Source organism: Brevundimonas halotolerans (assembly GCF_003730275.1).
Lineage (GTDB): Bacteria > Pseudomonadota > Alphaproteobacteria > Caulobacterales > Caulobacteraceae > Brevundimonas > Brevundimonas halotolerans.
Genome location: NZ_QTTA01000001.1, coordinates 14,787 through 27,815, shown reverse-complemented (window position 1 = coordinate 27,815; position 13,029 = coordinate 14,787). Strand labels below are relative to the sequence as shown.

10 protein-coding genes are annotated in these 13,029 nt (G+C 63.8%); 6 read left to right on the top strand and 4 right to left on the bottom strand.

The window, feature by feature from the left end:
- Positions 1–16: 16 nt before the first annotated feature.
- The 4 genes from EG854_RS00115 to EG854_RS00100 form a co-directional block, all read right to left on the bottom strand.
- Complete coding sequence (locus EG854_RS00115; protein ID WP_123285706.1) at positions 17–1,294, bottom strand: tetratricopeptide repeat protein; 1,278 nt, start codon at positions 1,292–1,294, stop codon at positions 17–19.
- Positions 1,294–3,522 (bottom strand): GumC family protein, encoded by a 2,229-nt coding sequence (locus EG854_RS00110; RefSeq protein WP_164461721.1) that lies wholly within the window; start codon positions 3,520–3,522, stop codon positions 1,294–1,296. The genes EG854_RS00115 and EG854_RS00110 overlap by 1 nt, the downstream gene beginning before the upstream one ends.
- A gap of 189 nt (positions 3,523–3,711) precedes the next feature.
- Positions 3,712–4,740 (bottom strand): M48 family metalloprotease, encoded by a 1,029-nt coding sequence (locus EG854_RS00105; protein WP_123285704.1) that lies wholly within the window; start codon positions 4,738–4,740, stop codon positions 3,712–3,714.
- A gap of 9 nt (positions 4,741–4,749) precedes the next feature.
- Positions 4,750–5,433 (bottom strand): polysaccharide biosynthesis/export family protein, encoded by a 684-nt coding sequence (locus EG854_RS00100; protein ID WP_123285703.1) that lies wholly within the window; start codon positions 5,431–5,433, stop codon positions 4,750–4,752.
- Between the two features lie 273 nt (positions 5,434–5,706).
- Between EG854_RS00100 and EG854_RS00095 the strand changes: the two genes are divergently transcribed.
- Genes EG854_RS00095 through EG854_RS00070 form a run of 6 tightly spaced genes read left to right on the top strand, consistent with a single transcriptional unit; the run spans position 5,707 to position 13,005 of the window.
- Positions 5,707–7,626 (top strand): nucleoside-diphosphate sugar epimerase/dehydratase, encoded by a 1,920-nt coding sequence (locus EG854_RS00095; protein WP_123285702.1) that lies wholly within the window; start codon positions 5,707–5,709, stop codon positions 7,624–7,626.
- Positions 7,623–8,630, top strand: a complete 1,008-nt coding sequence (locus tag EG854_RS00090; protein ID WP_123285701.1) for an NAD-dependent epimerase/dehydratase family protein — start codon at positions 7,623–7,625, stop codon at positions 8,628–8,630. Before EG854_RS00095 ends, EG854_RS00090 begins: the two co-directional genes overlap by 4 nt.
- Complete coding sequence (locus EG854_RS00085; RefSeq protein WP_123285700.1) at positions 8,630–9,622, top strand: Gfo/Idh/MocA family protein; 993 nt, start codon at positions 8,630–8,632, stop codon at positions 9,620–9,622. Before EG854_RS00090 ends, EG854_RS00085 begins: the two co-directional genes overlap by 1 nt.
- The gene (locus EG854_RS00080) at positions 9,619–10,512 is read left to right on the top strand and encodes a DapH/DapD/GlmU-related protein (protein WP_164461715.1); all 894 of its coding nucleotides are present in this window, start codon (positions 9,619–9,621) and stop codon (positions 10,510–10,512) included. The genes EG854_RS00085 and EG854_RS00080 overlap by 4 nt, the downstream gene beginning before the upstream one ends.
- Before the next feature lie 12 nt (positions 10,513–10,524).
- The gene (locus tag EG854_RS00075; protein WP_123285698.1) at positions 10,525–11,655 is read left to right on the top strand and encodes a DegT/DnrJ/EryC1/StrS family aminotransferase; all 1,131 of its coding nucleotides are present in this window, start codon (positions 10,525–10,527) and stop codon (positions 11,653–11,655) included.
- Between the two features lie 9 nt (positions 11,656–11,664).
- Positions 11,665–13,005: a nucleotide sugar dehydrogenase gene (locus EG854_RS00070; protein WP_123285697.1), complete on the top strand. Its 1,341-nt coding sequence runs from the start codon at positions 11,665–11,667 to the stop codon at positions 13,003–13,005.
- The last annotated feature ends 24 nt before the right edge of the window (positions 13,006–13,029 follow it).

Here is a 13,029-nt window from a genome sequence, read left to right as displayed (position 1 = left end):
TTGCGGATTCGCACCGTCATTGAGCTGCCACAATCTCAAGATGTGAAAACCATATGACAAGCTCCGTGCGGCGCCCGGGATTTTCGCCGACCAGCTGAAGCGACTGGCTGCCACAGCCCTCGGCAGGGACCTGAAACTCCACGGAAAAGGGCGTCCAGGTCTCGCTCGCCGCAGGGGTAGACCTCGTTGGCGCACCGATGACTGCTTCACCCGCAGGCCGCGCAGCGCCTCGGCAAACAAGCTGCCAGGAGAAGGTCATTTGGCTTGCCCCAAACTCCCAGCGGGATCGCCCGAGCAGCCGATAGCGCCCGGGGGCAAGCAGGGTCACCTGCCGGGCCAGTACATCCCGGCTTTGGCCATTGTGGCCCACCCGAAGGGCGCCCGAGGGGCGTGAGTTGCCATTCGTTGCGTCCGGCGGGCCCGCGTCGGCCAGGGCGGCCACGGAATAGCCTGCGCCAACCGCCAGATCCCAGCCAAAGGGCAGGATCGCGGACTCGGCCTCAAATCGTCCATCGATCAGGGCCTGTCCTGCCGCGGGGCGATCCAGAGCGATACGGACCTGACGCAGAGCCTCGATCTGGCCGGCGGAATAGAGGCGTTGGTAGAGCTGTTGAAGCTCGGCATCCGAAAAGCGGCCGTCACTGTCCTTCATGACCATGGCCAACTGAGCGGCGACGGCGATGCCGCTGTCGCGTTGGTAGAGGCTGTTGATGAAGGCCGCCCGCCAAGGCGGACTATCTGCGAGTTCGCCCGCCAGAAAGGGGACAGACCTGGGGTCGGTTTCCATGGCCGTGCCAAACAGGTCAAACAGCTGTGGCTGGACCTCGGTCCGCCGCCGCGCCAGCGTATCGGCATGGGCAAAGGCCGATCCATAGTCCCCGCGCCGCAGGCGGTTGTCGATCAACCAGCTGTGCGAACTGTCGTCCCGAAGACTCCAGTTGCCGGCGAGTGTCAGCAGGTCATCCGCCAGAGCCCGATCGCCGGTCTCGCCTTCAACCAGGCCTACGACCCGCAGGGCCTGCAGATTGAAGGGCGCGCGCTCCAGCGCCATGCGAGCCAGTGCATCGGCATTGTCCATCCGGCCCGCGCGCCATTCCGCCTCGGAGGCCTCGGCCAGAACCACGGCAGACCCGGGGCTGAGTCGCACGGCATGTTCGGCCGGGGCCCGATCCGCGAGCGGCACCAGAACCACCTGCCAACCCAGCCAGATTAGGCCGATGGCCAGTCCGACGGCGCCATAGCCGAGAAGGGGCGAGGCCTTGGGCGGAGGGGGCTCGTTCAGTCCGTCCGTCATCAGGACTTGCGCCCTTTCACCTCGGACGAGGATTTGGCGCCATAATCATAGTCATAGCTGTAGTCATAACCCTCATTCCGGGTCTTGTTGGCCTGGAATTTCGTCAGCACCGCGCCCAGTACGTGACCTCGGGCAAAGCTCAGCCGGCGAAGCGCCCCCAGTGCCTGACGCCGCCCTGTCCCGCGCGACTCCAGCACAAACAGGGTGCCTTCAACGGACGAGGACAATAGGGGCGCATCGGCAAAGCCCAGCACCGGCGGGCCGTCGATCACCACGTGATCATAGATGGCCAGCGCCTGATCGAGCAGGACCTGAAGTCGATCCCCGGACCAGAGCTCGGCCGGATTGGGCGGCAGGGGACCACAGGGGATGAAGTCGAGCGTGGCGAAGGGGGTTTTGCGAACCACACCCTGCAGCTCGGCAGACCCGGACAGGAAATTGCTCATCCCCTGGCTGTTATCCATCTCCAGCACGCGGTGCATGGAAGGATTGCGCAGATCGCCATCGACCAGAAGCACCCGTTTGCCGGTCCGCGACAGGTTGAGCGCGGTCGCAAAGGCGGTGGTCGACTTGCCCTCGCCGGGCCGGGCACTGGTCAGCAGGAGGGACTTCGGAGCGCCGTGCGAGGTGGTGAACTGCAAAGCTGTCCGGAGCGAATAATAGGCCTCCGAGAAAGGCGACCTCACATCGCGTAGGGCCGAAATGGCATCCTCGTCCTTTGCGAGCAGCGGAATGTTGCCTAGCCCCGGCAAGCCCAGTTTTTCTTCCACATCGCCAGGAGTGGTGATCGAATCGTCCAGCGCCTCGATCAGGAAGGCCGCGACCACGCCCAGCCCAAGCCCCAGCACAAAGGCGAGGGCGAGATTGAGGGGCAGTTTGGGGCTCGACGGGGTCTTCGGCGCAATGGCGCGGTCGATCAGGGACACGTTGTTGGCGGTCACGCCGCCCGTCACGCCCACTTCCTTATAGCGTTGCAGCAGGCCGTCGTAGAGCTGTCGGCTGGTGTCCAGCTCGCGCAGGAGGATGTTATACTCCACGCTGCGATCGCTGAGGTCCAGAACGTCAGTACTCAGACCGTTCACGCGGCTCTGCAGGGCCCGCTCCTGATTGAGCGCGATCTCATACTGGGCGCGGATTCCGTCTCGAATGGACACGGCCAGACTGCGGATCTGGCTGTCCAGCTCATCGATACGATTCTGCAGCTCGACCATTTCCGGATAGTCGGCCTGCAGCACGCTGGATTTCTGCTGATACTCGGCCTCGACAGCGACCCGCTGGGCGACCATGGCCTGGATCGCCGGGCTGGCGATCACTTCCGGGATCGACATCAGCGACGCGCCCCGGGCCTGGCGCCAGCGTTCCTCGGCCGAAATCCGGTCCACGCGCGCTTGCGAGAGCGCTTCGTTGATCGTCGACAGGCTGTTGGCGGCCAGCGAGCGCTGGGCACCGGTCCCGGCATTGGTGCTGTCTTCCAGGCGGATGATCTGCTGATCGTCCGCATACTGGACCAGCTGGCGTTCCGTCGCTTCCAGCTTGGCCTTGGTCTCGGCGATCCGCTCCTCAAGGAACTCGCGCACATAGAGAGAGGCGTCGAACTTCCGATCAAGGTTGGACTGGATGTAGTTTTCGGCAATGGCATTGGCCATCCGCGCCGAGACGGCAGCGCTCGGGCTGCTGAAGGTGATCTCGACCAGCCGGGAATCGCGTTGGGAGGAAACGTCAAGGCCGTCGGCAATCAGGTCGATGACCATTTCGCGGCGCCGAGCCATTTGCTGGGCAGCCGTTTCGCCCTCGCGCGCTTCGAACTCTCCGCCCATCTGCTCGATGAAGGCGTCGGAACCGGCCAGGCCGAGGCTGTCGATGACGCGCTCCGCCAGGGACCGGCTTCGGATCAGGCCGTACTGGGTCTGGAAGAACTCCATCGAAAAGCGAAGGTCGGCAGCGCCGGTCTCCTCGGAGTCCAGAACGCGGGTGGCTTCACGGTCAATCTGGACTGTGGCCGCCGCCGTATAGGTGGGCGGCGTCAAAAGCGTGATGACCAGGCCGATGACAACGGCAGCCAGCACCGATCCCGCGATCAGCAGCCGGTGCTTCATCAGCATCGCCCAGTATTTCGCGAGGTCGAGTTCGACTTCGCGTTCCACCGGCTCACCAAAGGCGTCGGAGCCTTGATCCCGCAGCGACGGTCCTGCCTGCATCATCTCGCCAGATCCGCGACCCTCGGCCATCATCATATCCTGATACTGAACGTACGCGCGCCTGCCCCGCGGGCGCTTCCAGAGGGCTGATACCGTATACTTACCCGGGGGGCGAGACGTGAAATCAACCGACTGGCGCATTGCGCGACGATTGACGGCGCGACTGTCGCTGGCAGACCATACTCGCAAGTCGACAAGGGCAGCCGAAACGGTCTGATATCAGGGTATGAGGGGCTCACCGGCGGCTTGGAGGACAGCAATCTCCTCAGCCACGCCCTCCAGCAACTGTATGCGCTCGCCGGCCGAGGGGTGCCCCCACTGCACCATCCGCAACTGGGGAAGGCGCGCCGACAGCATGCGCCAATAGGGTCCGGCCCGCGCGGGGTCATAGCCCGCCCGGGCCGAAAGATAGAGGCCCACACGATCGGCCTCCCGCTCGGCCCGGACTAGCTCCCAGGGTGCGACCCCCCAGTTGCCGAGCACATCCCGTGCAAGGCCGACCTCATCGAAATAGGCGCGGTGGTCCAGAATATTGTGGGCCAACTCATGACCCAGGACGACAGCCAGGTCATCGTCCAGCGGGCTGAACGCGGCCAGGGCCGAGCTGATGAACACCCGCTCGCCATCGCCCTTGGCATAGAAGTCCGCAGACGGATCAAGCTGGAACGGATAGGCGCAACCCGTAACGCTGCCGAGCACCACCGTGAGGCGTTGGCCGTCCCGCTGCACGAGGAGTTCGGCTGAGCCGTCGTAAAGCGCGTCGGCCAATCGAGCCAGATTCCCGGACAAGCCGTCGAATCCGGCGTCCCCCACAGGGCCCCCTTCCAGAAACGGCTTGCCGTCCGCGGACAGGAGCAGGTCTCCGACCCTGAGGCCGGCGTCGGCTGCCGGACTGTCCGGCGCGACGGCAGCAACGCCGGGCAGGTCGCCTCTCAGCTGCCAGTCTTCGCGGGCGGCGGCCCTGAGATAGTCCGCATACTGGCTTTCGGCGTGGAGAAGCAGGCCGGTGATCGGGCCGGTCCGGGGACAGAGTTCGACATTGGCGACGGACAGCCGGAACCCCACCGCATTGACCCGGGCGTCGAGCGCGTTGAGCGCGTTCAGGCGATCCCGGGGCGTCGCGACCTCGGCTCCGGAGCCATAGGCGTCGGGCGGAACCGGCCCCTCCGTCCTGCAACCGGTCAGGATCAGGGCAAGGCCCGCGCAGAGGGCGGCGGGGGCAAGGCCACGATGGCTGCGCCGCCTCACCGCGGCGGCCTAGATGGTGCGGAACAGATAGAGGGACGGCGCCGCGCGGACGACCTGCTGGATCACGTCGCTGAGGAAGGAGGTGTCCACGACGATCACATCATCGCCCAGCACCACCGGATCCGGCGCTTCGCCCGCGCGGATGGCAGCCAAGTCAAACACGGCAAACTGACGCTGTCCCTCGATCGTTCGGAAAATGACGACGCTATTGAGATCCGCCCCCGCGATCGGGCCGCGCGCCATGGCCACGGCCTGGAGCAGGGTGGTGCGGCCCTGCATCTCGTAGACGCCGGGTTGGGTCACGGCGCCGTCGACGGTAATCTTCTGGCTGGCTGCCTCCAGCACGGTCACCGTGATCTGCGGGTTGCGCAGGTATTGCGCGCCCAGCCGGGCGGCGAGGGACTCACTGAGTTCGTTGGGCGTAAGTCCTTCCGCCTGCACGGTTCCGATGAGGGGCATCTGGATGACGCCCGACGCGTCCACCCGGATTTCTTCGAACGAAAGGTCGGGCACGCGGAACACATTGATGCGCAGCAGGTCGGTCGCGCCGATGCGATACTCACCCGAGGCGGTCGCGCCGCCGGCCGAGGTGGCCAGGAGGGTGTCGGTCGGGATCGACCCTTCCTTGGGTCCGCCAGAGCTCGTGCAGGCGCCGAGGGCGAGGATCGAGATCAGCAGCAGAACAATGCGCATGGCGAACAAACTCCCGGTGGTCGGACCGCATGCAGGAGAGGCCCCCTGTGTGCGACCGGGATCTGATAGCCCCCAATAGGAGATTGTGCCACCACCGCGCGTGAAACCACGGATTTTTTTCTGGACCCTTCGGGCGAGCCAAGGCAGGGAATGACCGAAATCTCAACCAGCGCTCGAGCAAGCGGTGGGTTGGAAACGCCCCGGACTGAGGAAATCAGGTTTGGGAGGTAAATTTGTCATATAAATATAAGTGGTTTCGGGTATGAGGCCGAAATGCGTGCATCTCTGACAGCGACCTGGGCAGCGAAATACCTGATCCACATCGGGGCGCTGTTTGTTGGTTTTCTTCTGGCCTATGAACTGCGCCGGGCCCTTCCCATCGAATGGTGGTTCCAGGGCGGTGACGCGATCCGCGTGATCGGCTGGGCGGCGCTCTACGCCCTGATCGGCGCGTTGGTCGAGGCTGTTTTTCAGACCGAACGGACCGCCTGGCGGTTCGCCTCGGTCCGGGACGTTGTGGCTCTTGGCCGGAATGTCGTCCTGACGGTTGCCTTTTTTCTGCTCGCCATCTTTGCGGTCGACCGGGGGGTGCAGCTTCCCCGCTCTGTCATCCCCCTCACGGCGGTTCTGAGCGTTCTGTTTCTCGTCGGCGTCCGCCTCCTCTGGCGTCTCCCGCGCGAGTCCGAACTGATTCATCACCTTCTGCCCACCTGGTGGCGGAAGATATCCGACGACCGGACGCCTTTGATCCTGGTGGGCTCGCTGGCCGACGCCGACCGCCAGATCCGCCTTTTGCAGGCCGATGCGGACCAGCCCTACCAGCCCGTGGGGATCGTAACCCCGGACGTCGCGGAAGTCGGCATGAGACTTCAGGGTGTGCCGGCGATACTTGCGCTTGAGGTCTGGCGGGACCAGCATATTCCCTTTCGCCGGCGCGACGAGCCGGTGCCCGGCATTCTGTTCCTGCAGGATCCTGTCCACAGCTTTGGCCTGACGCCCCAGCGCGTCGGCGAACTGAAGAAGGCCGGCCACACCCTCCTGCGGCCCCACGTCCTGACTGAGGTCGGCGCTCCGGGCCCAAGAGCCGACCTGCTCACCGAAATCCCGTTGGAGGAATTCCTGCCGCGACAGCCGATTTCCTTGCCGACCGGGCCGGTCGAGGACCTGATCCGGGGCAAGCGCATCCTGGTAACCGGTGCAGGGGGCAGTATCGGATCGGAGATCGCGCGCCAGATGGTGCAGCTTGGTTGTGGTCACCTGACCCTGCTGGATCACTCCGAATTTCAGCTGTTCGAGATTGATCGGGAGCTGGGCGGTGTGAAGACCGCCATGACCCGCCGGGCCGTTTTGGCCAATGTCCGCGACGAAGCCCGCATCCGTGAGGTGTTCGACCAGGAACGCCCCGATATCGTCTTCCACGCTGCGGCCCTCAAGCATGTGGCCCTGGTCGAGAACAATCCGGCCGAGGGTGTGCTGACCAACGTCCAGGGCACCTGGAATGTAATCCGCGCCGCGACGGCGGCCAAGGCGGCCCAGTTCGTCCTGATCTCGACCGACAAGGCGGTTGATCCGTCCAATGTCATGGGCGCGACCAAGCGGATCGCTGAAACCCTGCTAGAGCTGGTGCCCGAAAGCGGCACGCGCCTGTCGGCTGTGCGTTTTGGCAATGTGCTGGGCTCGGCCGGGTCGGTGGTACCGATCTTCCGCGACCAGATCGCCCGGGGTGGACCGGTGACCGTCACCCACCCCGACGTGAACCGCTATTTCATGACCATCCCCGAGGCCGTACAACTGGTTCTGCACAGCACGGCGGTGAAGGCCGCCCGTGCGGATGAAGGGCCTTCGAAATTCCTGCTGGAGATGGGCGAGCCGGTTCGCATCGCCGACTTGGCCCGCCAGATGATCGAGCTGAGCGGCAAGACGCCGGACGTGGACATCAAGATCGAGTACACGGGCCTGAAGCAGGGTGAGAAGATCGCCGAAATCCTGTCTGACGATGGCGAGGATCCCCGCCCCTGTGTCGACGGCATCCTTGAGGTCATGGGCCGGACCGGTGCCGGCCGCCTCGACACGGCGCGCCTGCAGACGCTGGTCTCTGCAGCCCGCATGAATGCGGGGCACGAAGTGACGATGTTGCTCTCTCAGGCGATTGCTGATGTTCGTGCCCCCCGGGACGCGAGGACCCCATCATGAGGTACCTGATCACGGGCACTGCAGGCTTCATTGGCTTCCACCTGGCTCGAAGACTGCTGGACGCCGGGCATACCGTCGTTGGCGTCGACAACTTCACGCCGTATTATGACCCAGCCTTGAAGGAAGATCGCAACCGGATTCTTGAAGGCTTCGGGGAGTTCCATCTGCACCGCTTGGATTTGCAGGACATGGCTGCCCTGGAAGCAGTTTGGACCGAGGCGAGGCCTGAAGTCGTTATCCACCTCGCCGCCCAGGCGGGCGTGCGCTACAGCATTGATCACCCTGACGCCTACATAGGGTCCAACCTCGTCGGCACTTTCAATGTCCTGGAATGCGCGCGCCGGATGAAGCCTCGTCACCTGCTTTGCGCTTCCACAAGTTCGGCTTATGGCGCCAATACGGCGATGCCATTCCATGAAACGGATCGGGCGGTGCATCCGCTCACGCTCTACGCAGCGTCGAAGGCCGCCAATGAGCTGATGGGGCACAGCTATTCGCACCTGTTCGATATCCCCACGACATTCTTCCGGTTCTTCACGGTCTACGGGCCATGGGAGCGGCCGGATCTGGCCCTCTCAAAATTCGCTCGAGCCATGGTGGATGGCACGCCCATCCAAGTCTTCGGGAATGGCAAGATGACGCGGGATTTCACGTTCGTCGAAGACCTGGTCGAGGCAGTTGTGCGGCTGGTCGATGTCGTCCCGGGAACGGCAACTCCGGTCATGGGGGACACCCTGTCGCCGGCCGCGCCCTGGCGCTTAGTCAACATTGGGGGTGGCAAGCCTGCCCAATTGATGGAGTACATAGCCGAGCTCGAAAAGGCGCTCGGCTTCGAGGCAAGAAAAGAATTCCTGCCGATGCAGGATGGCGATGTACCAGACACGTTTGCCTCGGCGGATCTTCTTGAAGCGCTGATCGACTACAGGCCATCCACTCCGATCAGCGTCGGGGTTCCTGCCTTTGCGAGCTGGTTTCAGGCTCACCGAAACAAGAAAGAAAATTGATGGTTTCCGCGACTGCTGCCGATTTCCCCCGGACCGCACTGATCGGGTGTGGGCGTTGGGGCCGCAATATTGCTCGCGTCCTTGCTCGCCTCGGTGCGCTTGAGCTGATCATTGACCCGGCAGCTGACCGGTTGGCGGACTATGCTTCCGAATTGGGGGGCGTGCGTGTGACCGACGATCTAGAGGCCGCCTTCTCAAAGGATATTCAGGCCGTGGCGATCGCGGCCCCGGCCGTCGACCATGCACGTTTGGCGATGCGTGCGCTCGAGGCGGGCAAGCCTGTGTTCGTCGAGAAGCCTCTGGCTCTCGAGCTGGGTGACGCCGAGGCGCTCGCGGCCAAGGCGAATGAGATGAAGCTGCCCCTGATGGTCGGACATCTGCTGCAATACCACCCGGCCTTCGTCACCTTGAAGCGAATGGTCCAAGAAGGCGCGATCGGTGAGCTGAGACATGTAACTTCGCATCGACTCAATCCCGGGGCGATCCGTAGCGAGGAGAATGCCCTGTGGAGCATGGCGCCGCATGATTTTTCCATGATCCTCGGCCTGACGGGTCAAGAGCCCACACATGTGGGGGCGCTGCCTGTTCGTGTTGTCGACCCCGCCGTGCCGGACCAGTATTTTGTGCAACTCCGATTCCCGAACGGCGTTACCGCGCAAGTCAATGTCTCGTGGCTGTCGCCTTACAAGGAGCACAAGCTCACCGTGCTCGGCACCGAGGGGGCGCTGGTGTTCGAAGACACAGCTCCGAGTCGTGAACGCAAGCTTGTCATCTACCGCGACTATGTCGACACATCCGGGTCGGTGGCGCGCTTTATAAAGGGCGAAGGCGAGCCGGTCGACTGGCCGGCGGACGAACCTCTGGAAATGGAAATGCGAACTTTCCTTGATGCCGCCTCGGGTCGCGGGGGGACGCGTACCGGCCCGCAGGAGGCCATTCCTGTTCTCCGTTTGCTGCGCCAAGCTGATGCTGCCGCCGGGGGGCTTGCGTGACCCATAGACTGTCGCAATTTGCCGACGCAGCTGGCTACTCCGTCCTTCGGGACGGTGACTTTGCGCTGACTGGCAAACTGTCCACCCCCCTGGACCGTTTGTGTGTCCCCCTGCGCGCAGCGAGATACGCCGATGAAGTGAACGCCAATCCTCGGGTGGCAGCCGTCATTACGACGCCCGAGATAGCAGGTCTTCTCGATGTCCGCTTCGCTGTGGCCGTGGCTGAGGCCCCTGACGCCGCGCATGCAGAGCTTCACGCAGCTGTGGCGGCGCATCGTGAAGCCGAGCTTCGCGGTCGGCCCAACCGGGTCGATCCCTCTGCCATGATCGACCCCTCCGCGCGGATCGCGGATCATGGTGTCGAGATCGGCGCGCGGGTCCGGATCGGTGCCCATGTGTCGATTGCTCCCGGCGTCGTGGTAGAGTCTGACTGCGTTCTTCATCCCGGGGTCAGCCTCGGCGTTCCTGGCTTCAACACGGGCATAATCGGCGGTCGCCAGCGTATCATCCCGCAACTGGGCGGCGTGAGGTTGAAGTCGTACGTCGAACTCCTTTCCAACGTCTGCGTCGCGCGTGCCCTGTTCGGTGGTGAAACCACGCTGGGCGAGGAGACGGTTGTCGACAACCTCGTCTATATCGCCCACGACGTTCAGATCGGGCGTCGCGTGCAGGTTTGCGCCCTCGTCAATATCCTCGGCCGGGTCGAGATCGGAGACGAAGCCTATATCGGACCGTCCTCGGTCATCATCAACGGCGCCCGCATTGGCGAGAAGGCCAAGGTCAGCATCGGGGCCGTGGTCACGCGCGACGTACCTGCGGGTGCGACCGTCAGTGGCAATTTCGCCATTCCACATGATCGCTTCCTGACCCACCTCCGCTCTGTTCGCTAATCCGGAATTTCCATGCAATTCATTGATCTAAAGACCCAATACGCCTTGCTCAAGCCGGAGATCGACGCCCGCATCCAGGGTGTTCTCGACGCGCAGGCCTTTATCCAGGGCCCCGAAGTGCGGGAGCTCGAAGCTGCGCTGGCCGACTTCAGTGGGGCCAAGCGCGTCGTGACCTGTGCCAACGGCACGGACGCTCTGCAATTAGCGCTGATGGCGCTGGGAATAGGGGTCGGAGATGCAGTCTTCGTTCCCAGCTTCACCTACACGGCGACGGCCGAGGTGATCCTGCTTCTGGGTGCCCGGCCGGTGTTTGTGGATTCCGATCCCGACACCTTCAACATCGACTTCGACAGCGCCGAGGCGGCTATCGAGCAGACCCGAAAAGAAGGGCGGCTGCGGCCCGCCGCACTGATGACCGTGGACCTGTTCGGACTTCCCGTCGACTATGATCGCGCGCGAGATCTGGCCGACCGGCAAGGTCTCGCCTTCATTTCGGACGCAGCGCAGGGCTTCGGCGCCAGTTTCAAGGGTCGCCGGGTCGGCTCCGGCATCGCCGACATCACCACCACCAGCTTCTTCCCCGCAAAGCCCCTCGGATGCTACGGCGACGGCGGCGCGGTCTTCACAGATGACGACCGTATCGCAGCCGTGATCCGTTCCATCTGTCTGCACGGTAAGGGGCAGGAAAAATACGACGTGGTTCGCGTGGGCGTGAACAGCCGCCTCGATACGCTTCAGGCTGCAATTCTCATCCCAAAACTGGCGGCCTTCCGCGACGAGCTCGAAAAGCGCCACGCAGTCGCGCAGCGCTATACCGAGCGCCTGAAGGGCCACGTCGCCACACCACAGCTCGCCGAAGGGGATGATCGCTTTGCCTGGGCCCAGTACACGGTGAAGGTCGACGACCGGGACGGCGTCCAAGCCCGACTCAAGGCTGCTGGCATCCCGTCAAACGTCTACTATCCGCGGCCGATGCATCTCCAGTCGGCGTATCTGGAATACGGCGCGGGAGAGGGCTCCCTGCCGGCGGCCGAGCAGCTGTCTCGCGTGGTGCTCAGCCTGCCGATGCACCCGTACCTTTCCGACAATGAGGTGGATCAGGTTTCGGCCGCCCTCATTTCCGCACTTGCCCCCAAAGATTGAGCATCACCCGTGAACGAGCAATCAAACCCGACGTCAACCTCTCCGGCCCTTGCGGAGTTCGTCTCCCTGGTCGACGGGCGCAAGGCCAGGATCGGTATTCTCGGTCTCGGCTATGTGGGAATTCCCCTCGCGCTGCGCTTCCATCAGGTGGGCTACCCCGTCCTCGGCTTCGACATCGATGAACAGCGCATTGCGGGGCTGAATGCGGGCGAGAGCCCCATTAAGCACATTCCGGGGGCCGAGATTGCTGCGATGGCCGCCGGGGCGTTCGAGGCCACGGCGGATTTCTCGCGGATCGGCGAGGTTGAGGCCATCATCATCTGCGTGCCGACCCCGTTGAGCCGGCATCGGGAGCCCGACCTGTCCTACATCGTCGAGACAATGAAGGCGATTACCCCTTACCTGCGCGCGGGCCAGCTTCTGTCGCTCGAAAGCACGACCTGGCCCGGCACCACCGAGGAAATTCTGCGCCCCTTCATCGAGGGGCGCGGGTTCGAGATCGGGAAGGACTTCTTCCTCGTCTATTCGCCTGAGCGGGAAGATCCGGGCAACCCCGACTTCACGACCCATTCAATCCCGAAGGTCGTGGGCGGCGCCACGGCGGCCTGCCGAGTTGCGGGCGAGCGCCTCTACAGCGTCGCGGTCGACAAGGTGGTGCCGGTGTCGTCGACCCAGGCCGCTGAACTGACCAAGCTGCTGGAGAACATCCACCGCGCCGTCAATATCGGCCTGGTCAATGAGATGAAGATCATCGCCGACAAGATGAACATCGACATCTTCGAGGTGATCGACGCCGCCAAGACCAAGCCCTTCGGCTTTACCGCCTACTATCCCGGGCCCGGCCTCGGCGGGCACTGCATCCCGATCGACCCCTTCTACCTGACCTGGAAGGCCAAGGAGTACGGTCTGTCGACCCACTTCATCGAACTGGCCGGAGAAGTGAATCGCGACATGCCCGAATGGGTTGTAGGAAAGGTCGTCGACGCGCTCAACGACCGCGAAAAGTCGCTCAAGGGCAGCCGGATCCTGGCCCTGGGCATCGCCTACAAGCGCGACGTGGACGACATGCGCGAGTCGCCGGCCGTCTTCGTGATGGAGCATCTGCGCGACCGCGGAGCGATTGTGGAATATTCGGATCCGAACGTGCCGGTCTTCCCGAAGATGCGGGAGCACAGTTTCGACCTGTCGTCTGTCGCGCCGACCCCTGCGGCCCTGGCCAGCTATGACGCCGTCATCGTTCTGACGGACCACTCGGACTTCGATTATGCGCAGATCCTAGAGCACGCGCCGCTGATCGTCGACACGCGAGGCAAGTTCCGCGAAGACCACCCGAAGGTCGTGAAGGCATGATGCGGGGCCCCGACGGCTTCCCGG